Source organism: Nonomuraea sp. LP-02, assembly GCF_036289125.1.
GTDB classification, from domain to species: Bacteria; Actinomycetota; Actinomycetes; order Streptosporangiales; family Streptosporangiaceae; genus Nonomuraea; species Nonomuraea bangladeshensis.
This window is the reverse complement of record NZ_JAXCLK010000001.1, coordinates 3807317-3830284: the sequence shown is the minus strand read 5'-3', so window position 1 is coordinate 3830284 and position 22968 is coordinate 3807317. Positions and strand designations below refer to the sequence as shown.

The following is a 22968-nucleotide window of genomic DNA, read 5'->3' as shown; positions in this document are numbered from 1 at the left end:
TCCCCTTTTCGCGAAGTCAAGGGTCTTGTACGGCCTTGGTGATCGTTCTTCAATGGGTGAGCCTCGGCACCCTCAGGAGGACAGATGCGCCGCTTACAAGCGTCCGCCGCCGTTCTGACGCTGACCCTCGCGACCCTGACCGTCGCCCAACCTCCCACCCCGGCCGCCGTCGCCGGGCCCGCCGACCCCGAGCCGGCCTCGCTGGTCACGCTCTCCGTCCCCGACCGCGCCGCGATGGAGCGCCTGGTCGCCTCCGGCGCCGACCTCACCCACCGGGTACGCCCCCAGCCCGACGGCAGCGTCCAGGTGGACGCCGTGCTGACGCAGAGCGAACTGGACGGCCTGCGCGCCCTCGGCGCCACCCTCGCCGCCGAGGGGCCGTCCGCGAGGCGCGGCAGGCCCACGCCCGCGCCCACGGCAGGGCGGGACCAGGTCGTGATCGAGCGGGCCGTGTGGTTCAGGTCCCGCGACGGCTACTTCCTGTCCGTCGAAGCCTCCAGCAGCCTCGCCCAGGCCGCCACGCTCACCGTGAGCTGGCGCGGGAAGCAGGGCTCGGCCGGGCAGGCGGAGCTGGTGCCGTACGTGGACGCCGGCGCCTACCTCGGCCACCAGCTCAGCACCCCCGTCCCGGCGACGGCCCGCCCCGAGTGGGTCACCGTGACCTCGGCGGGCGGCGGCAAGGCCGACGCCCGGGTCGCGGAATGGCCCGACGGGGACGCGCCCGACCGGCGGGCGAAGGGCTACCGGACCGACTTCGTCACCCAGTACATGCCGCCGGACCAGCTCAACGAGCGCATCAAGGCCCTCCACAAGGAGTTCCCCCGGCTCACCGAGCTCGTCACACTGCCGTACCCGACCAACGGCTACCGCCGCAAGGCCCAGGCCCTGCTCGGAACCCCGCCCGGCGCGGCCGTCGTGGTCACCTCGGCCGCGTACGGCTCCGAGGGCGGCAACGACCTGGCCGTCGAGCTGACCGATCCAGGCGCGCCCGGCCGCGCCCTGGAGGTCACCGTGGACGGCAAGATCATCAGGGTCGCCCTGGCCACCGACGGCTCCGGCGCGCTCACCAGCACCGCCGCTCAGGTCGTGGCCGCGATCAACGCCACCCCCGGCGTCCCCCTGCGGGCCTCGCTCTACCGGACCGACCCCGGCGCGGGTGTGCTGGCCCCGGCGCCGCTCACCCAGCTCAGCGACTTCCTGCGCGCGCCGGCCGACGTCTCCAGGGCGCCCGCCAGGGTGCTGGCGCTGCGCATCGGCGCCCACCGCGACGGCTCACGCACCGGCGTGCTCGCCTACGCCCAGGAGCACGCCCGCGAGTGGGTGGCGCCGCTGGTCGCGATCGAGGCGGCGGAACGCCTGCTGCGCAACCACGACCGCGACCCCGCCACCCGTCGCCTGCTGGAGCGCACCGACGTGTTCATCGTGCCGACGGTCAACCCGGACGGCGCGAACTACAGCTTCTACGACTTCAACGGCCAGCGGAAGAACCTGACCAACCACTGCCCGGACAGCCAGTCCGACCCGGCGCTGCGCAACAACTGGGGCGTGGACGTCAACCGCAACTACGCGGCCGGCTCGCTGTCCGACGGCTACTTCGGGGCCTCGGCCAGTTGCACGAGCGGCACCTACGCCGGTCCCGCCGAGCGCTCCGAGCCGGAGAGCCGCAACGTCATGTGGCTGGCCGAGCGCTACTCCAACATCCGCTTCGCGATGAACATCCACAGCTACGGCGGGTACTTCATGTGGCCTCCGGGGGCGTACAAGCTGGACGGGCGGGTCACCCTGCCCCGTCCCGCGCCGCGTGAGGAGGCGTACTTCCTGGAGTCGGCCCGCACGATCGAGCAGGCCATCGCCGCCGAGCGCGGCACGGTCATCTGGCCGCAGCAGACCGGTCCGGTGACGGACGTGCTCTACTCGGCGGCCGGCAACTCGGCCGACGAGCTCTGGTACGACCACGGGATCTACGGCTGGGACTTCGAGGTCGGCGCCGACCTGTGGAACGCCTCGACGGGCGCCTGGGAGGGCGTCGGCTTCCAGCCGCCGTTCGCCGAGGGACACCAGGAGGCGCTGGAGTTCGCGGCCGGGCTGATCGCGCTGATCGGCATCGCGGCCGAGCACCGCGACAGGCGCTGACCCACGCGCGCCCCGGAGAAGGTGAAAGTTTCACCTTCTCCGGGGCGTTCGCGCTGGTGCCGGGGGAGGGGCGGGCGGCGCGGATGGGCGCGCTGGTGCCGGTGACCTACAGTGCGCTTGGGAGCGCTCCCAAAACAGTGCCGGCAGCCAGGGGTGGAGGGTCATGCGAAGCAGGATCGGGAAGTGGGCGGCGGGGGTGGCGGTGACGCTGCTCGCCCTCGCGGTGCTGAACGTGCCGGGCACGCCGGCCGGCGGGCCGCGAGCGTACGCGGTGGCGGCGCTGCCGTACCAGGATCCGACGCTGCCGGTGCCCACCCGGGTGAGCGACCTGATGTCCCGGATGTCGCTGGACGACAAGATCGGCCAGATGACGCAGGCCGAGCGCGGCTCGGTGAGCGCCGCCGACGTCACCGCCTACCGGCTCGGCTCGGTGCTGTCCGGCGGCGGCTCCGCGCCCTCGCCGAACACGGCCACGTCCTGGGCCGACATGTACGACAGATTCCAGAACGCAGCCCTCGCCACCCCGCTCGGCGTCCCCATCCTGTACGGCGTGGACGCCGTGCACGGCCACAACAACGTCGCAGGCGCCACGATCTTCCCGCACAACATCGGCCTCGGCGCCGCCCGCGACCCCGCGCTGGTCCAGCGCATCGGCCGGGCGGTCGCCGAGGAGGTCTCCGGCACCGGCGTGGACTGGAACTTCGCACCCTGCCTCTGCGTGGCGCGCAACGACCGGTGGGGGCGCACGTACGAGTCGTTCGGCGAGACGCCCGCCCTGCCGTCCGAGATGACGACGTTCATCACCGGCCTCCAGGGCACGGCGCTGAACGGCCCCGCCTCCGTCCTCGCCACCGCCAAGCACTACGTCGGCGACGGCGGCACCACGGGCGGCGTCGACCAGGGCGACACCCAGCTCTCCGAGGCCGAGCTGCGGGCGATCCACCTGCCGCCGTTCCGCGCCGCCGTCGAGAAGGGCGTCGGCTCGGTGATGATCTCCTTCAGCAGCTGGAACGGCGCCAAGCTGCACGGCCACCAGTACCTCGTCACGACCGTGCTCAAGGGCGAGCTGGGCTTCACCGGCTTCGTCGTCTCCGACTGGAACGGCATCGACCAGATCGACGGCGCACCCGGCGCCTCCGCCTCCGACGTGCGCACCGCCGTCAACGCCGGCATCGACATGGTCATGGCGCCGACCTCCTGGCGGCAGTTCATCGACCTGCTGCGGGCCGAGGTCCAGGCCGGCCGGGTGAGCACCGCGCGGATCGACGACGCGGTCCGCCGCATCCTCACCAAGAAGTTCGAGCTCGGCCTGTTCGAGAAGCCGCTCACCGACCGCTCCTACACCGCGACCGTCGGCTCCTCCGCGCACCGCGCCATCGCCCGCGAGGCGGTCGCGAAGTCGCAGGTCGTGCTGAAGAACAGCGGGAACGTGCTGCCGCTCGCGCCCGGCGGCAAGATCTTCGTGGCCGGCAAGAGCGCCGACGACATCGGACTGCAGAGCGGCGGCTGGACGATCTCCTGGCAGGGCTCGGCCGGCGCGATCACCCCCGGCACCACCATCCTCCAGGGCATCAGGAACGCCGCCGGCTCCGGCACGACCGTCACCTACAGCCGCGACGGCGGCGGCATCGACGGCTCCTACCGGGTGGCGGTCGCGGTCGTGGGCGAGACGCCGTACGCGGAGGGCGAGGGCGACCGGCCCGGCTCCCTGGGCCTTGACAGCGCCGACCTCGCCACGCTCGCCACCCTGCGCGCCGCCGGCGTCCCGGTCGTGGTCGTGCTGGTCAGCGGCCGGCCGCTGGACGTCGCCGCCCAGCTCCCCGGCTGGAACGCGCTGGTCGCCGCCTGGCTGCCGGGCACCGAGGGCCAAGGGGTGGCCGACGTGCTGTTCGGCGCCGTCAAGCCCACCGGCAAGCTGCCCGTGACCTGGATGAGCAGCGCCTCCCAGCAGCCGATCAACGACGGCGACGGCAAGACGCCGCTGTTCCCGTACGGGTTCGGCCTGACCTACGGCGGCTCGCCCGGCGACACCACGCCGCCCACCGCACCCGGCACGCCGTCGGCCGGCGACGTCACCTCGTCGTCGGTCCGGCTGACCTGGGCCGCCGCCACCGACGACGTGGGCGTCACCGGCTACGACGTGGTCCGGGTGACGGGCTCCGGCGAGACGGCCGTGGCCTCCTCCGCCACGCCCGCCGCGACGGTGAGCGGTCTCGCCGCGAACACCGCGTACACGTTCGCCGTGTACGCGAAGGACGCGGCGGGCAACCGCTCGCCCCGCTCGGCCACGGTCGCCGTGACCACCCGCCCCGACGGAGGGACGGGCGGCTGCTCGGTCACGGCGAGCGTGCAGAGCCAGTGGGGCAACGGGTACGTCGTCCAGGTCACCGTCACCAACACCGGCACGAGCGCGCTCACCGGCTGGGCCGTGACCTTCACGCTGCCCGCCGGCCACCAGGTGACCGGCTCGTGGAACGCCGGCCTGACGGCGAGCGGGCAGAGCGTCACCGCGAGGAACGCCGCGCACAACGGGTCGCTGGGGCCGGGCGCGAGCACGTCCTTCGGCTTCCAGGGCAGCCGCCCGGCCGGCGACACGCGCCTGCCGGACGGCTACCGGTGCGGGTGAGTCGTCAGCGGTCCACGTGCAGCCGGTCGAACTCGACGAGCGGCGCGGCGGAGCCGATGAAGGCCCGGTCCACCGCCGCCCGCTCGGCGGCGCTCGGGTAGGCGTTGGTGCAGCTCGTGGGCGCGCTGGAGCCCGACATCAGATCGCTGCACAGGCCGGTGCGCCGGTCGGGCAGGCCGAGGATGTGGCCGATCTCGTGGGCGGCGATGCGGACCGGGTTGTAGCCCTGGGAGGTGGCCTCGCGGCCCATCCAGACCGTGCCGCGGCCGAGGCTGGTCGGCAGGGCGCGGGGCCAGCCGTTGTCGGCGATCACGGTGAAGTGCGCGGGCGTGCCCTTGACCAGGCGCACGTTCGACACACTGGAGTTCCAGATCGCGGCGGCCTGGTCCACGGCCGAGACGAACTCGGCCGCCCGGCTCGAGTCGTACCGGAGCACCGTGACCAGGGCGGTCGCGCGGGCCGGGGTGGCGACCGCGAGCAGGGCGAGGCCGAGGACGAGGGAGAGCGCGAGACGTAAGCGTCGGGGCATGGGGGTCCTCCGAGGGGTGGGGGTGGCTGTCACGGTATGCGCGCCCCCGCGCCTCGGCACCTGTCAGCTTGCCCCTATCACGGTGTTATGACCTTCGCCGACGGCGAGTCTGTCGGTCCGGGCGGGCACACTCACCTCATGCCCGAAGATCCCCCCGAACCCAGCCCCCGGCCCGTGCCCGAGCCGGATCTCGAACTCGGCGAGATCGCGCCCTCCACCTTCCACTTCCACCACGACACCATGGCCGCGGTCGGCTTCCTGACCATGGCCAGGCGGCTGCCCTCGCTCATCGCCGAGGCGCTGCGCCTGGCGTGGTCCGCCAGTCCCCGCGACACCGTGTCCACCGTCTCGCTCAGCCTGCTCGGCGGGATCGTCACCGCGTTCGGGCTGCTGGCCACCACGGGCGCGCTCACCGCGCTGCTCAGCGAGGGCCCGACCCCGGACCGGGTGATGGCCGCCCTGCCCAGCCTGGTCCTGGTCGGCGTGGCGGCCGTGGCCCGCGCGCTGCTGCAGGCGGGCGCCGGATGGGCCGAGGCGCGGCTCGGCCCGCAGCTCGAACGGGCCGCCGAGACGCGGCTGTACGGGCTGACCAGCAAGGTCGAGCTGATCGCCTACGACGATCCGGAGTTCCACGACGCGCTCGAACGCGCCGAGGGCTACGGCATGAACACCGTCGGCGTCGTCGTCTCCGCCGCCGTCGACGTCGTCACCTCGCTCGTCGGCATCGTGGCGGCGGCCGGCGTGCTCGGCGTGCTGCACCCGGTGCTGCTGCCGCTGCTCCCGCTGGCCGTGCTGCCCGACGCCTGGGCCGCGATCCGTGCCGCCCGCCAGCGCTACACCACGGTCAACGGGCTCGTCCCGGCCCGCCGGCGCAAGTACATCATCAGCCGCCTGCTGGCCGACCGCGACTGCGCGGCCGAGGTCCGCGCCTTCACCATGCGCGCGTTCCTGCTGCGCGTCTACGACACGGTGGCGCGGGCCGAGCAGCAGGAGATGCTCAAGCTGGTCAGGCGGCAGACCCTCACCCGGCTGACCGGGCAGGCGCTCGGCGGCCTCGGCAGCGCCCTGGTCTACGTCGCGCTCGGCGTGCTGCTCGCGCTCGGCGCGATCCCGCTGGCCGTGGCCGGCACCGCCGTCCTCGCCATCCGGTCGGCCCAGGGCTCCCTGTCCAGCCTGCTGTTCACCACCAACACGCTGTACGAGCAAGGCCTCTACTTCACCGACTTCCTGCGCTTCTGCGCCGACGCCGAGGGCCGCCTGGTCCCGCCCCGCCCGCGGCCGGCCCCCGAGGGCTTCGACCGCATCGCCGCCGACCACCTGACCTTCACCTACCCCGGCGCGGAGCAGCCCGCGCTGCGCGGGGTGTCCGTCGAGATCAAGCGGGGCGAGATCATCGCGTTCGTCGGCGAGAACGGCTCCGGCAAGACCACCCTGTCCAAGATCCTCGCCGGCCTGTACGAGCCCGACACGGGGACCGTCCACTGGGACGACACCGACCTGCGCGAGGTCGATCCCGAGGCCCTGCGCGCCCGCACCGCCGTCATCGCCCAGGACCACACCCGCTGGCCGCTCGCCGCCCGCTACAACATCACGATGGGCACCGACAAGGGCGAGCAGGCCCTGCACTCGGCGGCGACGGTGGCCGGGGCCGACGAGGTGATCGCCGGGCTGCCGCACGGCTACCGCACCCTGCTCGACCGCCGGTTCAAGGACGGCCACGAGCTGTCCGGCGGGCAGTGGCAGCGCATCGCCGTGGCCCGCGGCTTCCACCGCGACGCCGACCTGCTCATCTGCGACGAGCCCACCGCCGCGCTCGACGCCCGCGCCGAGCACGCGCTGTTCGAGCGCATCCGCAGCCATGCCGACGGCCGCACGGTGCTGCTCATCACCCACCGCCTGGCCAGCGTCCGCCTCGCCGACCGCATCTACGTGCTGGAGCACGGCAAGGTCGTCGAGCAGGGCGACCACGACGCGCTCATGGCCAGGGGCGGCCTCTACGCCGACCTCTACAGCCTCCAGGCCGCCGCCTACCGGTGAGCTACGGGAGCGGGGTGGAGGCGGTGGCGGTGTGGACGAAGGCCAGGCCGTCGAACTCCTCGCCCGGCACCACGGGCTTGAACGCCAGCGAGGCGGTGAGCCGGCCGGCGACCGCGCCGAACGACCGGACGTGCGCGGTGCCCGCCAGCCACTCGGCCACGGCCGCCGGCCGCTCCCCGCCGCGCAGGTCCACGACGTGGTCGGCGGCGCAGGCGGCGGCCAGCCGCGTCTCCACGGCGAGCGGCGTCCCCGCGGGCGGCACCCGGAACGTCCGCGTCGTCACCCGGTCCTCCGGAGAGGGAGCGCCGAACCGGAGGAACCAGGGCCGGCGGCGCAGCCGGGACTTGGGGACGGCGCGGAACTCGCCGGAGCCGAAGAGGGCGCCCAGGGCGTAGTAGGCCGGGCCGTGGGCGCCGGCCAGATGGTGTCCCATGGTGGCGGCCCCGCCGATGCGGCCCTTGCCGATGTGGCCGTTGTGCGCCCACAGCACGACCTTCGCGCCGGGCTCGGCGAGCAGCAGGCTCGCGTTCTCGGCCATGTAGCGGTCGCGGGCCGCGCCCAGGGTCAGCTCCGGATCGGTGTGCGTGAAGGGACGGCACGACAGGTCGGCTGCCTGACGGACGACGCGGGCGGCTTCACGGACAACGCGGGCGGCCTCGCGGGCTTCGGCGCCGCTGGCCTGGTCGGTGCCGTGCAGGCCGGGCTCCAGGCCGTGCTCGGGGCCGTGATCAGCAACATGCTCGGCCACGTGATCAGCCAGCCGACGCGCCGCGGCCTCGACCTCGGGCCCCAGCGGCTCGTCCCGCCCCCACCGCGACCGGGCGAGCACGTCCAAGGGGCCGAGCAGCTCCTCCGCCGCCCCTCCCAGGTGCTCGCGCAGGCTCCGCAGCGCCGCGCCCGGGTGCTGCGGATCGACGCCGACGAACCGTACGGGCCGCTCGGCGGTGCGGTTGTGCTCACGCAGCCACTCGACCACGGCCAGCATCTCGGCGGTGTCCAGCGTCCAGAAGCCCAGCCCGGCGACCACCTGCCTGGCGTCCCCGCGGCCGGTGCGCACGTGGTCGTCCACGGCCCGGGCCGCCGCCGCGCTGGCCTCGATCGCGAAGATGGTGAAGCCGAGCTCCCGCACCAGGAGCTCGGTCAGCCGCCGGCGCAGGGAGAAGAACTCGGCGCTGCCGTGCGTGGCCTCGCCCAGCCCGGCCAGCCGCACCCCCTCCAACGCGGCTTTCAACGTGGCGCGGAAGGGGGCCGGCTCGTCGAGCGGGACCGCCCGCCCGGCGAGCCATCGGGTGATCTCGTCGTCGGTCACGCGCCCAAGTTACTTGCTGAACCCCGCGGTCAGGCCGGCGAGGAGCTGGCGGCGGCCCAGCACGTACAGGACGAGGATGGGCAGCGTGGTCAGCACGACCGCGGCGAGCACCGCCGGCACGTTGATGCTGTACTGGCCCTGGAAGCTCGCCAAGGCCAGCGGCAGCGTGCGCTGCTCCGGGCTCTGCGTCAGGATCAGCGGCAGCAGGAAGCCGTTCCAGATGGCGAGCGCGTTGTAGATGGTCACCGTCACCACGGCAGGACGGGTCAGCGGGAGCGCCAGGTGCCACAGCGTGCCCCACTCGCTGGCGCCGTCCAGCCGCATCGACTCGAACAGCTCCTTCGGCACGTCCCTGATGAAGTTCGACAGGACCAGCACCGACAGCGGGATCGCGAACGCGATCGACGGCAGGATCAGCGCCAGCAGCGTGTCGTACAGGTGCAGCCTGATGATGATCAGGTAGATCGGGATGACCGTGGCCTGGAGCGGGATGGCCAGCCCCATGAGGAACAGCGAGTTCGTGGAGCGCAGGAAACGGCTGCCGCCGCCGCGCACGATCGCGTACGCCGCCATGAACGACACCGCGACCGCCGGCGCCACCGCCCCGATCGCCACCACCAGGCTGTTGATGAAGTAGCGGATGAAGCCCGACTCGATGACGAGGTCGTAGTTGGCGAGGGTGGGCTCGGCCGGCGGCGCGAACGGGTTCTCGGCGTAGTAGTTGCTCTGCGACTTGAAGCTCGTGATGACGATCCAGTAGATCGGCACGATCACGACGAGCAGCCAGATCCAGCTGATCGCGCCGCCCAGCCAGTTGGGCCGATCCCCGAGGCGGCGCCGGGGCGGGCGGGCGTGCTGGGCCGCGGTCCGCGACGGCTCCTTGGTCAGCGTCGTCGCCATGTCAGGCCCCTTCCAGCTGGCTGGCGCTCGCGTCCCGGCCGCCGAGCCGGCGCAGCAGGAGCGCCAGGACCAGGCCCACCAGAACCAGGATGCAGGCGATCGCGCTGGCCGGGCCCATGAGGTTGGCCTGGAAACCGCGCTTGTACATGTCGATGGCGAGGACCCGGGTGGCATCGCCGGGACCGCCCGCGGTCAGCACGAAGATCAGGTCGAAGAACGTCAGCGAGCCGACGACCATGAGCGTCGAGGACGTGATGATCGTGTACTTGAGCTGCGGCAGCGTGATGCTGAAGAACTTGCGCACCCGGCCGGCGCCGTCCAGCTCGGCCGCCTCGTACATCGAGCGGGGGATCTGGCGCACGCCGCCCTGGTAGATCAGCGAGTGGAACGGGATGAACTGCCACGACACCACGAAGATGATCACGCCCATCGCCAGGGCGGGCTCGCCGAGCCAGTCCTGCACCAGCAGGTCGATCTGCAGCCCGGCGCCGAGCCCGAAGTTGGGGTCGAGCAGCGCCTTGTAGGTGATCGCGATGGCCGCCGAGCTGAGCAGCAGCGGGATGAAGTACAGCACCGCGAGCACCGCGCGGTAGCGCTGCTGCCCGGCCAGGAACACCCCGATGAGGATGCTCGCCGGCGTCTGCACCAGCCACGACAGGGCCATGACCAGGAACGTCACCCAGAGCGCGTGCGGCAGCCCGGGGTCGGCGAGGACCGCCCGCCAGCTGTCGAAGCCCGTGACGTTGATGTCGCCGAGCCCGTCCCATGAGGTGAAGCTGAGCAGGAGCACCCCGATGAGCGGGATCACGCCGAAGCCGACGAAGAACACCAGGGCCGGGACCGCGAGCCAGGGGAGCGCCGAGGCCCCCCGGCCGCCGGACGAGGCGGCCGGGGGAACGTTCCGCCCGGACGGGAGGGGGATGACGCTCACTTGCCGATGACCGCGTTCATGTTCGAGGTGAACTGCTGCGGCGAGATCGAGAGCTGGAACAGCTTGGCGATGTTGTCCAGCAGCACCTCGGCGGCCGTCGGGCTGAGCGCCTGGTCCCAGGACTGCGCGAAGGACTTGGCGTTGACCGCGATGCCGTAGACGAACTTGAGGAACTCCGCGTCCGGCGAGGAGGTGAACATCGAGTCGGCGCCCTTGACGATCGGCACCGCGCCGGTGCCCACCCACTCCTTGGCCGAGGCGTCGCTCATCAGCTCGGTGGCGAAGAACTTCTTGGCGATCTCCTTCTGCTCGGGCGTGGCCTTGGAGGAGATCGACATGTACTGGCCGGGGTTGCCGACGGTGTTGCCGGGGTCGCCCTTGCCGCCGTCGACCGGCGGGAAGTTCATGTAGCCGAGGTTGCCGCCGGAGACGAAGTCGCCGCCGTCGGTCTTCATGCTGCCGTACGTCCAGCCGCCGTGCAGCATCATCGCGGCCTTGCCGGTGTAGAGCAGGGCCTGGTCGGCGTTGGAGTCGGCGGTGATCGAGGAGAAGCCCTTGATGAAGCCGTTGGCCTTGATCAGCTCCTGCATCTTGGTCAGGGCGTCGAGGGCTGCGGGGTGCGACCAGGCGTCCTTCTCGCCGTCGAAGACGGCCTGGAAGACCTCGGGGCCGGCGATGCGGTCGAAGAGGAACTCCAGCCACATCATGTTCGTCCAGCGCGACTGGCCGCCCAGCGAGAACGGCGCGATGCCCTTGGCGTTGAACTTCGGCACCAGGTCCATGATGTCGCCCCACGTCTGGGGCGGCTGCGCGCCGATCTTCTCGAAGGCGCGCTTGTCGTAGTAGAGGACGATGGGCTGCATGGTCTCGCACGGCATCGCGTAGATCTTGCCGTCGATCGTGGCCGCGCCGAACGAGGAGGGGAAGAGCCGGTCCTTCAGCTGCTGGTTCTGCTCGAAGAACGGCGTGAGATCGTCGACCTGGCCGGCCTGCACGTAGCTGCGCAGCGTGCCGCCGCCCCAGCCCCAGATCAGCGTGGGGGCCTGGCCGGCGCCGATGGCGGTCTTGATCTTCGTCTTGAAAGCGTCGTTCTGGAAGGTCGTGCCCTCGATGGTGCCGTTGGGGTTGGCCTTGTTGAAGCGCTCCATGGTCCTGGTACGCACGCCCTCCTGCGGCTGCGTGGACAGGTACCAGTAGGTCGCGCTGCTGCCGCCCCCTCCGCCGCCGGTGCTGGCGGCGGTGCCGGGCCTGGTCGGCCCCGAACTGCCGCAGGCGGCCAGGGCGGCTCCCAGGGGAACGCCCATGGAGAGGCTGAGGAACGTGCGGCGGGAAGTTGTCCTGGTCTCCACGCTGATCTCCGTACTCGAACGCCGGGGGGTTGGGCGCGCGTCCCCTTGAACCAGGGATGCGAGGTGAGCTTGTCGAAACATTTGCGACATGCCGCGTGGCACGCCAATCTAGGTTTCGGGAATGTGCCTGTCAAGACCGCCGCTGTGCGATGCCTCCCTATTCGAACAGGGGTCGAGTAAAGTACGCTGGCGCGGCGCTTAGCTGCTCATCTGGTGACGAGGAGGTCTCGCTCAGAGGTCGCTGACGGCGTCGAAACATTTCGAAAAATTAGCGCTGGTATTCGGCTTTTAAGGAGCACAGATGACGGCCGTCGAGCGAACTTCCGAGGTGGCCGCGGACCGCCCTTGGCAGGACTCCGCACTCCCCGTGGCGGACCGGGTGGAGGCGCTCCTCGCGGAGCTGACCCTTGAGGAGAAGATCGGCCAGCTCGGCAGCCGGTGGATCGGCAACGACATGCAGTCCGAGCCGGCGGCCGGTGCTGACGATGTTGATCATGGCGACGTTGATCATGGCGACCCCGGTGATGACGCCGCCCTCAACGTGGCCCCCATGCAGGACGTGTTCGCCGCGTCCGGCACCGTGCCGTTCGCCGAGGCGATCCGGCACGGACTCGGCCACCTGACCCGGGTGCACGGCAGCGCGCCCGTCACGCCCCAGGAGGGCGCCGCCGAGGTGGTCAGGTTGCAGCGCCAGGTGATCGCGGCCTCACGGCTCGGCATCCCGGCCATCGTGCACGAGGAATGCCTGACCGGGTTCACCGCGTACGGCGCGACCGTCTACCCGGCCGCCATCGCGTGGGGCGCGACGTTCGACCCGGAGCTCGTCGAGCGGATGGCGGCGGCGATCGGCCGCGACATGGCCGCGGTCGGCGTCCACCAGGGCCTGTCGCCGGTCCTCGACGTGGTGCGCGACTACCGGTGGGGGCGGGTCGAGGAGACGATGGGCGAGGACCCCTACCTCGTCTCCATGCTCGGCGCCGCCTACGTGCACGGCCTGGAGAGCGCCGGCGTCATCGCCACGCTCAAGCACTTCGCCGGCTACTCGGCCTCCCGCGCGGCCCGCAACCACGGCCCGGTGCCGATGGGGCGGCGCGAGCTGATGGACATGATCCTGCCCGCGTTCGAGACCGCGATCGCGCTCGGCGGGGCCCGCTCGGTCATGAACTCCTACTCCGACGTGGACGGCGTGCCCGCCGGGGCCGACCCCTGGCTGCTCACCGAGGTGCTGCGCGACGACTGGGGCTTCACCGGCACCGTCGTCTCCGACTACTGGGCGGTCCCGTTCCTCGCCACCATGCACCGGGTGGCCGCGGACGCCGAGGAGGCCGGCGCGCTCGCCCTGGCCGCCGGCATCGACGTCGAGCTGCCCGACACCCTCGGCTTCGGGCAGCAGCTGGCCGAGCGGGTGCGCCGCGGCGAGCTGTCAGAGGAGCTGATCGACCGCGCCGCGCGCCGCCTGCTCACCCAGAAGGCGCAGCTCGGGCTGCTCGACGCCGGCTGGACGCCGGAGCGGTCCGTGACCGGGGCCGCCACCGTCGACCTGGACGGGCCGGGCAACCGGGAGCTCGCCCGCGAGCTGGCCGAGCGCTCGATCGTGCTGCTCGACGCGGGCAGCGCCCTGCCCCTGATGGACGAGGGCCGGCCCGCGCCGCGCCGGGTGGCCGTCGTCGGGCCCTGCGCCGACGAGCCGCGCACGTTCATGGGCTGCTACGCCTTCCCCAACCACGTGCTGCCCCGCCACCCCGGCCTCGGGCTCGGCGTCGAGGCCCCGAGCCTGCTCGACGCGCTGCGCGCCGAGCTGCCCGGCACCGAGATCGTCCACGAGCGGGGCTGCGACGTGCAGGGCGGCGACCGCTCCGGCTTCGCCGCCGCGACCGCCGCCGCCCGCGAGGCCGACCTGTGCGTGGTGGCCGTCGGCGACCTCGCCGGGCTGTTCGGGCACGGCACGTCGGGGGAGGGCTGCGACGCCGACGACCTGCGGCTGCCCGGCGTGCAGGAGGACCTGGTCACCGAGCTGGCCGCCACGGGGACGCCGGTCGTCGTGGTGGTCGTGTCCGGGCGGCCGTACGCGCTGGGCGAGGTGCACGCCGTCGCCGCCGGGCTCGTGCAGGCGTTCATGCCCGGCGAGGAGGGCGGCGCGGCCATCGCCGGCGTGCTGTCCGGACGGGTCCAGCCGTCGGGCCGGCTGCCGGTGCAGATCCCGCGCGGGCACGGCGGCCAGCCGGGCACCTACCTGCAGCCGCCGCTCGGCGCCGACAGCGCCGGCATCAGCAACCTCGACCCGACCCCGCTGTTCCCCTTCGGCCACGGCGCCTCCTACACCGCCTTCGCCGTCGACGACCTGCGGATCAGCGACGCCGAGGTGCCGACGGACGGCGAGTTCACGGTGGCCGTACGGGTGCGCAACACCGGCGGGCGGGCCGGCGACGAGCTCGTCCAGCTCTACCTGCACGACGTCCTCGCCCAGGTCACCCGACCGGTACGCCAGCTCACCGGGTTCGCCAGGGTCCGGCTGGAGCCCGGGGCGGCGGCCCGCGTCACCTTCCGCGTGCACGCCGACCGCACCGCCTTCACCGGACGCGATCTGAGGCGCATCGTGGAGCCAGGGGACATCGAGGTGCTCGTCGGCACGTCCGCCGCCGACCTGCCGTGCCGCGGCGTGGTCCGGCTGACCGGCCCCGTACGGGCCGTCGGCCACGACCGCCGCCTCGACACGCCCTTCTCCGTGGACGTTCAGGAGGGAATCGATGCCGGCCACTCCTAGGCGCGCCACCCTCGCCACGGTCGCGGCCTCGGCCGGGGTGTCGGTGGCGACCGTGTCCAAGGTGCTCAACGGGCGCAGCGACGTCGCCCCGGCGACCCGCTCGCTGGTCGAGTCGCTGCTGCGGCAGCACGACTACGTGTCGCCGTCGCCGCGCCGGGGTGAGAGCGCCGGGACGGACACGGTCGAGGTGCAGTTCGACGACGACATCAACGCGTACTCGACCGAGATCATCCAGGGCCTGGTCACCGCCGGGGCCGAGCTCGGCGTCGGGGTCGTGGTCAGCGTCAGGCGGGACGCGGCCCGCCCCGGCTCCTGGGCCCGCGAGCTGGCCGCCGCCGGGCGGCGGGCGCTCATCGCGGTCACCAGCGAGCTGACCAGCGGGCAGCTCACCGCGCTGGCGCGGGCTCGGGTGCCGCTGGTCGTCATCGACCCGCTCAACCTGCCGCGCACCCGCGTGACCAGCGTCGGCTCGACCAACTTCGCCGGCGGGCTGGCCGCCACCCAGCACCTGCTCGGGCTCGGGCACCGGCGCATCGCCTACATCGGCGGCCCGGCCACCGCGGCCTGCAACCAGGCGCGGCTGCACGGCTACCGGGCGGCGCTGGAGGCCGAGGGCGTCGTCGTGCCGCCCTGCTACACGCACTTCGGCCACTTCCGCTACCAGGACGGGCTGAAGTACGGCGCCACCGTGCTCGACCTGCCCGAGCCCCCCACCGCGATCTTCGTCGGCTGCGACGAGACCGCGCTCGGCGTCATGGAGGCGGCCCGCGCGCGGGGCCTGCGCATCCCCGAGGACCTCAGCATCGTGGGCTTCGACGACACCCAGATCGCCCGGATGGTCTCGCCGCCGCTGACCACCGTCCGCCAGCCGCTGCGCGAGATGGGCAGCGTCGCGCTGCGCACCGCGCTGCGCCTGGCGGCGGGCGAGCCCATCGACTCCCATCACGTCGAGCTGGCCACCGAGCTGATCGTGCGCGGCTCGACAGCGGAGGTGACCTGCGCGCGTCAGGGCTGAGAGACGCCCCGCCCGGGTAGGACCCGGTGATCGGGGGGTGGGGCGTCATGCGGGGCGACGGGGACCCGGGCGTCGAGGACGGCGACGGGCTCGGCGACGGCGACGAGGTCGGTGAGGGGATGCTCGGCGCGCTGCTGCGCGACGGGCCGCCGGCCTCGCTGGAGGACCTGCCCGAGCTCGTCACCGAGCACGCCGGCCGCGCCGGGCTCGCCCACCCCATGCTGTACGTCGCCGACCTCCAGCAGCAGTTCCTGCTCCCGCTGCCGGGCCAGCGCGACGAGACCGGCGCCCCGCTCGACCGCATCCCGATCGACACGACCATCCCCGGGCTGGCGTTCCGCACGCTGGAGCCGGTGCAGGCCCGCACCGCCGTCGCCGCGGGCGAGCCCGCCGAGCCCTTCACCGGGGAGGGGCCGCGCCGGCTGTGGGCGCCGCTGCACAGCGGCACCGAACGCCTCGGCGTGATCGGGGTGATCGTGCCGCACTCCGACGGGGACGTCCTCACGCGCCTCACCCGGCTGGCCGGCCTGGTCACCCTGCTCGTGCAGAGCAAGCGCGGGTTCAGCGACGGCTACGCCCAGCTCGTCCGCACCCGGCCGATGGCCCTGTCCGCCGAGGTGCTGTGGAACCTCATGCCCGGCGCGACCTTCGCCAACGACCGGGTGGTGGTGAGCGCGGCGCTGGAGCCCGCGTACGAGGTGGGCGGCGACGCCTTCGACTTCGCGCTCAACGGCGACGTGCTCCGGCTGTCGATCTTCGACGCGATGGGCCACGACACCTCGGCCGGGCTGACCGCCACCATCGCGGTCGGCTGCTGGCGCAAGCACCGCCGCGAGGGCGCCGACGTGGTGGCCGCGGGGGAGGCCGTGGACGACGCCATCGCCCGGCAGTTCGGCACCACCCGCTTCGCGACCGGCGTCCTCGCCGACCTGGACACCCGTACGGGCTGGCTGGTGTGGGCCAACCGGGGGCATCCCCCGCCGGTGGTGCTGCGCCGGGGCCAGCTCGTCGCCACCCTCGACGCCGCGTTCGGCGCCCCGATGGGGCTCGGCCTGGGCCTGCCCACCGAGCCCGGCCGCTACCAGCTCGAACCGGGCGACCGGCTGCTCCTCTACACCGACGGCGTCATCGAGGCCCAGGACCCGCAGGGGGAGCTGTTCGGGCTGGAACGGTTCATCGACTTCGTCATCAAGCGCGAGGCCGACGGCGTGTCCGCGCCCGAGACCCTGCGCCGCCTGATCAACGCGATCCTCGACCACCAGCGGGGCTGGCTCCAGGACGACGCGACGGTCCTGCTCGTCGAATGGCGTCCCCCGTCCTCGCCCTGACGCCCTTACGCGGCCTCGCCGGGGAGGTGCGCGCGGACGGCGGCGAGGCACCGCTCCACGGCCGGGCGGGGGTCGAAGGCGTACGTGCCCGGCCCGAACAGCTCGAACGTCAGATGTCCGGCGTACCCTCGCCGGTCCAGCGCCTCCAGGTAGTCCGCCAGCGGCAGCTCCCCTTCGCCCCACGCCAGGTGCCCGGTGGGCCGCCCGTCGATCAGGTGCACGTGCCTGACCCGGTCACCGAGCGCGTCGAAGTATCCGTCCACGGTGTCGCCGGCGGCCGCCATGGCGACGGTGTCGAGCACCGCCCCCAGGTTGGGCGCGCCGATCTCGCCGATCATCCTGGCCAGCCCGGCGGCGTCGTTGACCAGGTTCGACTCCACCCGCTGCAGCGCCTCCAGCACGCACGTCACGCCGAGCGTCGCGGCGTGGGCGGCGATCTCGCCGATCGCGTCGGCCGAGCGCCGCCAGGCGGCCGCCACCGGCTCGTCCTCGAAGCCGCGCCCCGGCGTGAGCAGCAGCAGCTCCGCGCCGAGCTCGGCGGCCAGCTCGGCGGCGCGGCGGAACATCGCGATGCTCTCCTGCCGCAGCCACGCCTCCGGCGAGGCCACGTTGACCGGGTACATCACCTGCTCGGGCGTCAGGCAGCGGACGGCCAGCCCGCGCGTCCCGGCCGCGCGGCGCACCGCCCGCGCCTCGGCGTCGCTCATCCGCGGCACGTGGAGCTGCGGCGCGATCCCCCACAGCTCCAGGCTCTCGCGGCCGAGCGCGGCGGCGTCGTCGAGGAAACGCTCGAAGGGCAGGTGCTGGTAGGAGAAGTTCGAGCCGGTGAACCGGGCGAGCGACAGTGCCATGAAGACAGACTCCCTTACTTGCCGACTTACTTGCCGACGCCGTCGGCGAGACCCTTGACGATGTAGCGCTGCCCGAACAGGAACAGCAGCACGACCGGCAGCGCCGCGATCACCATCCCGGCGAACACCACCGGGTACTCGGTGCCGTGCTTGCTCATCAGGCTGGTCAGCCCGACCGGCAGCGTCTGCACGCCGGTCCCGCTGGTGAAGACCATCGCGAAAAGGTACTCGTTCCAGGTGAACAGGATGTGCAGCAGCACCGTGGAGACGAGGATCGGCTTGCACATGGGCAGCGTGATCCGCCAGAAGCAAGTCCAGCGGCTCGCGCCGTCCATCGACGCGGCCTCGTCCACCTCGCGCGGCAGGTCGATCATGTACGCCCGGATGAGGAACGTCGTGAACGGCACCCGGAAGGCGGTGTAGAGGATGAGCAGCGCCCAGAAGGTGTTGTACAGCCCCATCGCCTGGAACATCTTGACCAGCGGCACCAGCGCCACGGTCGGCGCGAGCATGAGCCCGCCCAGGATGATCCCGGTCAGCCCCCGCCCGAACGGCAGGTCGGCGCGGGTCAGCCCGTACGCCGCCCACGCGCTGACGAACACGGTCACGACGGTGGAGGTGACCGTGACCAGCACGCTGGTGCCGAGGTAGCCGCTGACGCCCCGGTTCCACGCCTTGGCGTAGTTGTCGAAGCTCCAGTCCATCGGCAGCGCGAACGGGTCGCCGAACAGCTCGGCGTTCGTCTTGAACCCGTTGAGGGTCATCCACAGCAGCGGGTAGAGCACCACCACCGCGAGGGCCAGCAGGAACGCCCACACGAACACGCGGGCTACCGCGCCGAGGAAGCTCAGCCGCGTCACCACTCCACCCTTCTCCTGCGCGAGGCCCTGAGCTGGGCGATCGCGATGCCGAGCGTGATCACGAACAGCACGGTCGCGATCGCGGCGGCGTAGCCGAAGTTGTTGCGGACGAAGCCGCTGCGGTACAGCCACGTGCCCAGCACCTGCGTGGAGTTGTTGGGCCCGCCGGCCGTCATCACCATGACCTCGTTGAACACCTGGAACGCGCCCGAGACGGTGAGGATGGTCATGATCCCGGTCATCTCGCGCACCAGCGGCAGCGTGACGTGCACGAAGCGGCCGACGGGGCCGACGCCGTCGATGGCGGCGGCGCCGTAGATCTGCGACGGGATGCGCTGGATCGCGACCGCGAACAGCAGCGTCGAGTAGCCGAAGCCCTGCCACTGGCTCATCGCGATGATCGCCGCCATCGCGGTGCTCTCCTGGCCCAGCCACGCCTGCGCCAGCTCGGGCAGGCCGACGGCCTTGAGCGCGTGGTTGAGCGGTCCCAGGTTCGGCTCGTAGATGAAGTAGAACAGCAGGCCCGCGACGGTCATCGAGATCGCGCACGGCACGAAGTAGATCGCCCGCAGCGCCCGCTGCCAGCGCTGACTGCGCACGCTCTCGATGAGCGCCGCCAGCAGCAGCGCGCCGAACACCTGGAACACGATGGAGACCACCGCGTACAGGACGTTGTTGCCGAGCGAGGACCAGAAGACCGGGTCGTCGAGGAGCCGGGCGTAGTTGTCCAGGCCGACGTACTCCTGGCGTCCGCTGTAGATGTCCCACTTGAGGGTGCTGAACTGGAGGTTCTGCACGAGCGGCAGGTAGACGAACACTCCGACCAGCACGAGGGCGGGGACGACCCACGCGAGCCCGAGCGTCCTTCGCAGCAGGGTGGCGCGCAACGGAGGCTCCTACCTGGCGGACTCGGAGGCCTGGCGCACGCTTTCGAGCACCTTGTCGGCCGTCATGCCGCCGCTGACCATGGCCTCGCCGCCGGCCAGCCAGGCGTCGGCGACCTCGGGCACGGTGACGGTGTCGAGCCAGATGGCCAGCTTGGGCGCCTTGTTGACGAGCTGGATGCCCTCGTAGACGGCCTTGCTGGAGGTCTCGGGGGTGACCGCGCCGACGACCGTGCTCGGCTGCCCGTACGGCGGCGCCGACAGCGTCTTGGCGTTCTCCAGCTCGGTCACGAACTTCATGAAGTCGACCGCGAGCGCCACCCGCGGCGACTTGGCGTTGATCAGGTAGCCCTCCGGAGAGCCCTCCAGCACGCCGGGGTCGCCGGCCGCGTTCGCCGGGACGGGGAGCTGGAAGATGCCGAAGTCGTCCGGCTTGACCTTGCCCGAGGTGGCGTTGTCGAACTCCAGGATCTCCTGGTAGTACATGGCGGCCTTGCCGCCCGCGAACGCCTCCTGCGCGGAGGTGTAGAGCACGCCGTTGGTGCCGCTCTTGGTGTCGGTGCACTGCTCGACCAGCGTCTTGAACTGGTTGAGCGCGGTGACGTAGCCGGGGTCGGCGAGCTTGGCGGTCTCGGGCGCGAAGTCGGCCTCCAGCGTGGCCTGGGGCACGTTGTAGGCGAAGAGCTGCTGGAGGTAGTGGAGCGCGGGCCAGCCGTCCTTGTTGCCGAAGGCGACGGGCTCGTAGCCGGCCTTGCGCAGCGGTCCGCAGGCGGCGATGAGCTCCTCGAACGTCTTCGGCACCTCGACGCCGGCCTTGGCGAAGGCGGCCTTGCTGTAGCCCATGAACTTGCCGTTGCCGTACAGCGGGATGCCGTAGTACTTGCCGTCGCGGGCGAAGGCGTCCAGCGAGCCGGGGCTGAAGGTCTTGCCCCACTCGGTGCTCGGGCCGATCACCCCGGTGAGGTCGGCCGCCCGGCCGCCGCGGATGTAGTTGTCGGCCCAGTTGCCGGTCCAGGTGAAGTAGATGTCCGGCAGCGCGTCGGAGGCCGTGAGCGTCTTGAGCTTGTCCTTGACGCTCTGGTCGGTCTCCTGGATGAGCTCGATCTTCACCTGCGGGTGCCGCTTGTTGTACTCGGCCGCGAGGTTCTCGAAATAGGGGCCGGTCGGGTCGCCGGCGAACTTCGTGAGAACGCTCAGGGTGCCGGAGAACTCCGGCGTGGCGGCGGCGTCGGCCGCGGGTGCCGCCTCCGGCTGCCCGCCGGAGCAGGCGGCCAGCGCGAGTGTGGTCCCGAGGAGTGCCGCGAACGTCGAGAGTGCGCGAGGGCGCATGGGCTTCCTTTCTCCCGCCTTGGTGTTGGCCGACCTTACAGCCGCTCTGATACCGGTACCAGACCCAGTGGCGAAGATCTTTTCTTCGTTGCTCCGCCGTGACCTTTTCCATCCAGCAAAGTCCCAGGTAAAAGCGGCCTGACTCGACTGCCGGGTTGACGCGGAGCGGAGCGCTATGCCAACGTGGCCCCGCCTGATACCGGTATCAGAGTCATGAAAGGACTCCCTCATGCTCGGATTCAACGAGCCGGAATTCCTCGCCCAGTCGGCGAGCGCCGTGGCCCTCCGGCCCCAGATCGAGGAGCTGGTGGACCGGCTCGTGGACCAGGGCTTCGACACCCTGCTCCTCGTCGGCGCGGGCGGCACGTACGCGCAGATGTGGCCCTACGAGCATCTGGCCCGCCGCTCCTCCACGCTCGACGTGCGGGCCGTCATCGCCGCCGAGCTGATCGTCTCCGGCGACGCGCGGCTCGGCGAGCGCACGGTCGCCGTGTTCACCTCGGTCTCCGGCACCACCGACGACAGCGTCCGGGCCATCGAGTACTGCCGGTCCAAGGGCGCGTACACGATCTCCTTCACCGGCCACCCCGAATCGCCGGTGGCGACGAAGGCGGACATCGCCCTGGTCTCGCAGCCGAAGACCTGGCCGTTCGACTTCCAGCTGCTGCTCTTCATGACCCGCCTGCTGGACCGCCGGGGCGAGTTCGACGGCTACGAGCGCTTCGCCACGGAGCTGGCCGGCATCCCGGAGATCCTCGTCGAGGTCGCCCGGCAGGCCGAGCCCGTGGCCGCCGCCTTCGCCGAGGACCACAAGGACGCCGGCTACCACTTCCTCATCGGCGGCGGGAACCTGTGGGGGTTCACGTACCTCTACTCGATGTGCATCCTGGAGGAGATGCAGTGGCTGCGCACCACCCGCGTGCACAGCGCCGAGTTCTTCCACGGCTCGCTGGAGCTGCTGGAAGAGGACACCAGCGTGATCATCTTCCAGGGCGAGGACGAGACCAGGCCGCTCACCGACCGCGCCGAGGCGTTCGCCCGCCGCGTCTCCAAGGACGTCACGGTCTTCGACACCCGCGACTACCCGCTGACCGGCATCAGCCCCGAGTTCCGCGGCCTGCTCGCGCCGCTCGTGCTCGACACCGTCATGAGCCGGGTCAGCAAGCACCTGGAGCGCGTCCGCGGCCACTCCCTCGACCTGCGCCGCTACTACCGCGTCATGGACTACTGAGGCGACCATGAGAGTGCTCGGCTTCGGCGACAACATCGTCGACCGATTCGTCGACCGCGGGGTCGACTACCCGGGCGGCAACAGCGTCAACGTCGCCGTGTACGCCAGGCGTCTCGGCGCCGACTCCGCCTACCTGGGCGTCTTCGGCGACGACGACCTCGGCAGCTTCCTCGGCGGCGCCATCGCCGCCGAGGGGGTGGACGCCGGCCGCTGCGTCGTCCGGCGGGGCGAGAGCGGCGTGTCCCACCTGCGGGTGGACGACGGTGAGCGGATCTTCCTCGGCTGGAACGGCGGCGGCGTCACCGTGCGCGAGCCTCTCGCGCTCGACGACGTCCTGCTCGGCTACGCCGCCGGCTTCGACCTCGTGCATTCGAGCGTCTACAGCCGCAGCGAGCCCGAGCTGCCCAAGCTGGCCGCACTCGGCGGCCCGCTGGTCAGCTTCGACCTGTCCAGCGAGGAGGAATTCCGCGACCCCGCCTACCTCGACCGGGTCTGCCCGCACGCCGACCTCGTGCTGCTGTCCTGCTCCCATCTCAGCCCGGAGGCGACGGAGGAGCTGCTGGCCGAGGCGGTGCGCAGGGGGGCCGGGCTCGCGCTCGGCACCCGCGGGGTGGACGGGGCGATCGCCGGCGACGGGCGGGTGACGGTCTCCGGGCCGGCCCGGCTGGTGGACGACGGCGCCCTCGTGGACACGATGGGGTGCGGCGACGCCTTCCTCGCCGGGTTCGCGGTGTCGCTGCTGCGCGGCGGCTGGACCCGGGGCGCGCGGCCCGCGCCCGGCCTGATCGAGCGGGCGCTGGCGGACGGCGCGCTGGCCGCCTACGACCAGTGCTTCGTCGAGGGCGCCTTCGGCCACGGCCGGCCGAGCCCCGTGGCTAGCATGTGACGGGCT

At 72.2% G+C, this 22968-nt stretch carries 17 protein-coding genes; 8 read left to right on the top strand and 9 right to left on the bottom strand.

Annotation, left to right across the window (positions count from 1 at the left end):
- Positions 1-84 precede the first annotated feature (84 nt).
- Together SMD20_RS17770 and SMD20_RS17765 are read left to right on the top strand one after the other, a co-directional pair.
- A complete protein-coding gene (locus SMD20_RS17770) occupies positions 85-2133 on the top strand; it encodes a M14 family zinc carboxypeptidase (protein ID WP_329582165.1) in 2049 nt (682 codons plus the stop codon).
- Between the two features lie 163 nt (positions 2134-2296).
- Positions 2297-4759, top strand: coding sequence for a glycoside hydrolase family 3 N-terminal domain-containing protein (locus SMD20_RS17765; RefSeq protein WP_329582163.1), 2463 nt, complete (start codon positions 2297-2299; stop codon positions 4757-4759).
- 4 nt (positions 4760-4763) lie between these two features.
- On the opposite strand, the gene SMD20_RS17760 is transcribed toward SMD20_RS17765, so the two are convergent.
- Complete coding sequence (locus tag SMD20_RS17760) at positions 4764-5288, bottom strand: snapalysin family zinc-dependent metalloprotease (RefSeq protein WP_329582161.1); 525 nt, start codon at positions 5286-5288, stop codon at positions 4764-4766.
- Between the two features lie 138 nt (positions 5289-5426).
- Between SMD20_RS17760 and SMD20_RS17755 the strand changes: the two genes are divergently transcribed.
- Entirely contained in the window at positions 5427-7325 is a 1899-nt protein-coding gene (locus tag SMD20_RS17755; RefSeq protein ID WP_329582158.1) for an ABC transporter ATP-binding protein, read from the top strand.
- A gap of 1 nt (position 7326) precedes the next feature.
- On the opposite strand, the gene SMD20_RS17750 is transcribed toward SMD20_RS17755, so the two are convergent.
- The 4 genes from SMD20_RS17750 to SMD20_RS17735 are packed head-to-tail and all read right to left on the bottom strand — an operon-like array spanning position 7327 to position 11814.
- A complete protein-coding gene (locus tag SMD20_RS17750) occupies positions 7327-8634 on the bottom strand; it encodes an erythromycin esterase family protein (protein WP_329582157.1) in 1308 nt (435 codons plus the stop codon).
- A gap of 9 nt (positions 8635-8643) precedes the next feature.
- Entirely contained in the window at positions 8644-9534 is an 891-nt protein-coding gene (locus SMD20_RS17745; RefSeq protein ID WP_329582154.1) for a carbohydrate ABC transporter permease, read from the bottom strand.
- 1 nt (position 9535) lies between these two features.
- Positions 9536-10465, bottom strand: a complete 930-nt coding sequence (locus SMD20_RS17740; protein ID WP_329582151.1) for a carbohydrate ABC transporter permease — start codon at positions 10463-10465, stop codon at positions 9536-9538.
- Positions 10462-11814: an extracellular solute-binding protein gene (locus SMD20_RS17735; protein ID WP_329582148.1), complete on the bottom strand. Its 1353-nt coding sequence runs from the start codon at positions 11812-11814 to the stop codon at positions 10462-10464. The genes SMD20_RS17740 and SMD20_RS17735 overlap by 4 nt, the downstream gene beginning before the upstream one ends.
- 301 nt (positions 11815-12115) lie before the next feature.
- Here SMD20_RS17735 and SMD20_RS17730 point away from each other — a divergent pair, with 301 nt between their 5' ends.
- The 3 genes from SMD20_RS17730 to SMD20_RS17720 are packed head-to-tail and all read left to right on the top strand — an operon-like array spanning position 12116 to position 16921.
- Positions 12116-14578, top strand: coding sequence for a glycoside hydrolase family 3 N-terminal domain-containing protein (locus tag SMD20_RS17730; protein ID WP_329582146.1), 2463 nt, complete (start codon positions 12116-12118; stop codon positions 14576-14578).
- The gene (locus SMD20_RS17725; RefSeq protein ID WP_329582145.1) at positions 14562-15593 is read left to right on the top strand and encodes a LacI family DNA-binding transcriptional regulator; all 1032 of its coding nucleotides are present in this window, start codon (positions 14562-14564) and stop codon (positions 15591-15593) included. The genes SMD20_RS17730 and SMD20_RS17725 overlap by 17 nt, the downstream gene beginning before the upstream one ends.
- A 47-nt stretch (positions 15594-15640) precedes the next feature.
- Positions 15641-16921 carry a PP2C family protein-serine/threonine phosphatase gene (locus SMD20_RS17720; protein ID WP_329582143.1) on the top strand — a complete coding sequence of 427 codons (1281 nt, stop codon included), beginning with the start codon at positions 15641-15643 and terminating at the stop codon, positions 16919-16921.
- Positions 16922-16926: 5 nt separating this feature from the next.
- On the opposite strand, the gene SMD20_RS17715 is transcribed toward SMD20_RS17720, so the two are convergent.
- Genes SMD20_RS17715 through SMD20_RS17700 form a run of 4 tightly spaced genes read right to left on the bottom strand, consistent with a single transcriptional unit; the run spans position 16927 to position 20845 of the window.
- The gene (locus SMD20_RS17715; RefSeq protein ID WP_329582141.1) at positions 16927-17772 is read right to left on the bottom strand and encodes a sugar phosphate isomerase/epimerase family protein; all 846 of its coding nucleotides are present in this window, start codon (positions 17770-17772) and stop codon (positions 16927-16929) included.
- A 26-nt stretch (positions 17773-17798) separates the two neighbouring features.
- Positions 17799-18632, bottom strand: coding sequence for a carbohydrate ABC transporter permease (locus SMD20_RS17710; protein ID WP_329582138.1), 834 nt, complete (start codon positions 18630-18632; stop codon positions 17799-17801).
- A complete protein-coding gene (locus tag SMD20_RS17705) occupies positions 18629-19519 on the bottom strand; it encodes a carbohydrate ABC transporter permease (RefSeq protein ID WP_329582136.1) in 891 nt (296 codons plus the stop codon). Before SMD20_RS17705 ends, SMD20_RS17710 begins: the two co-directional genes overlap by 4 nt.
- A 9-nt stretch (positions 19520-19528) precedes the next feature.
- Positions 19529-20845 (bottom strand): ABC transporter substrate-binding protein, encoded by a 1317-nt coding sequence (locus SMD20_RS17700; RefSeq protein WP_329582133.1) that lies wholly within the window; start codon positions 20843-20845, stop codon positions 19529-19531.
- Positions 20846-21074: 229 nt separating this feature from the next.
- On the opposite strand from SMD20_RS17700, the gene SMD20_RS17695 reads away from it, so the two are divergent.
- A complete protein-coding gene (locus SMD20_RS17695; protein WP_329582130.1) occupies positions 21075-22076 on the top strand; it encodes an SIS domain-containing protein in 1002 nt (333 codons plus the stop codon).
- Between the two features lie 7 nt (positions 22077-22083).
- Positions 22084-22962, top strand: a complete 879-nt coding sequence (locus tag SMD20_RS17690) for a PfkB family carbohydrate kinase (RefSeq protein ID WP_329582127.1) — start codon at positions 22084-22086, stop codon at positions 22960-22962.
- Positions 22963-22968: the final 6 nt, after the last annotated feature.

Coding starts and splice junctions, on each gene's coding strand:
- SMD20_RS17765 (WP_329582163.1), top strand. CDS start 2,297: ATGCGAAGCAGGATCGGGAAGTGGGCGGCGGGGGTGGCGGTGACGCTG.
- SMD20_RS17690 (WP_329582127.1), top strand. CDS start 22,084: ATGAGAGTGCTCGGCTTCGGCGACAACATCGTCGACCGATTCGTCGAC.
- SMD20_RS17760 (WP_329582161.1), bottom strand. CDS start 5,288: ATGCCCCGACGCTTACGTCTCGCGCTCTCCCTCGTCCTCGGCCTCGCC.
- SMD20_RS17715 (WP_329582141.1), bottom strand. CDS start 17,772: ATGGCACTGTCGCTCGCCCGGTTCACCGGCTCGAACTTCTCCTACCAG.
- SMD20_RS17755 (WP_329582158.1), top strand. CDS start 5,427: ATGCCCGAAGATCCCCCCGAACCCAGCCCCCGGCCCGTGCCCGAGCCG.
- SMD20_RS17725 (WP_329582145.1), top strand. CDS start 14,562: ATGCCGGCCACTCCTAGGCGCGCCACCCTCGCCACGGTCGCGGCCTCG.
- SMD20_RS17770 (WP_329582165.1), top strand. CDS start 85: ATGCGCCGCTTACAAGCGTCCGCCGCCGTTCTGACGCTGACCCTCGCG.
- SMD20_RS17700 (WP_329582133.1), bottom strand. CDS start 20,845: ATGCGCCCTCGCGCACTCTCGACGTTCGCGGCACTCCTCGGGACCACA.
- SMD20_RS17720 (WP_329582143.1), top strand. CDS start 15,641: ATGCGGGGCGACGGGGACCCGGGCGTCGAGGACGGCGACGGGCTCGGC.
- SMD20_RS17695 (WP_329582130.1), top strand. CDS start 21,075: ATGCTCGGATTCAACGAGCCGGAATTCCTCGCCCAGTCGGCGAGCGCC.
- SMD20_RS17730 (WP_329582146.1), top strand. CDS start 12,116: ATGACGGCCGTCGAGCGAACTTCCGAGGTGGCCGCGGACCGCCCTTGG.
- SMD20_RS17745 (WP_329582154.1), bottom strand. CDS start 9,534: ATGGCGACGACGCTGACCAAGGAGCCGTCGCGGACCGCGGCCCAGCAC.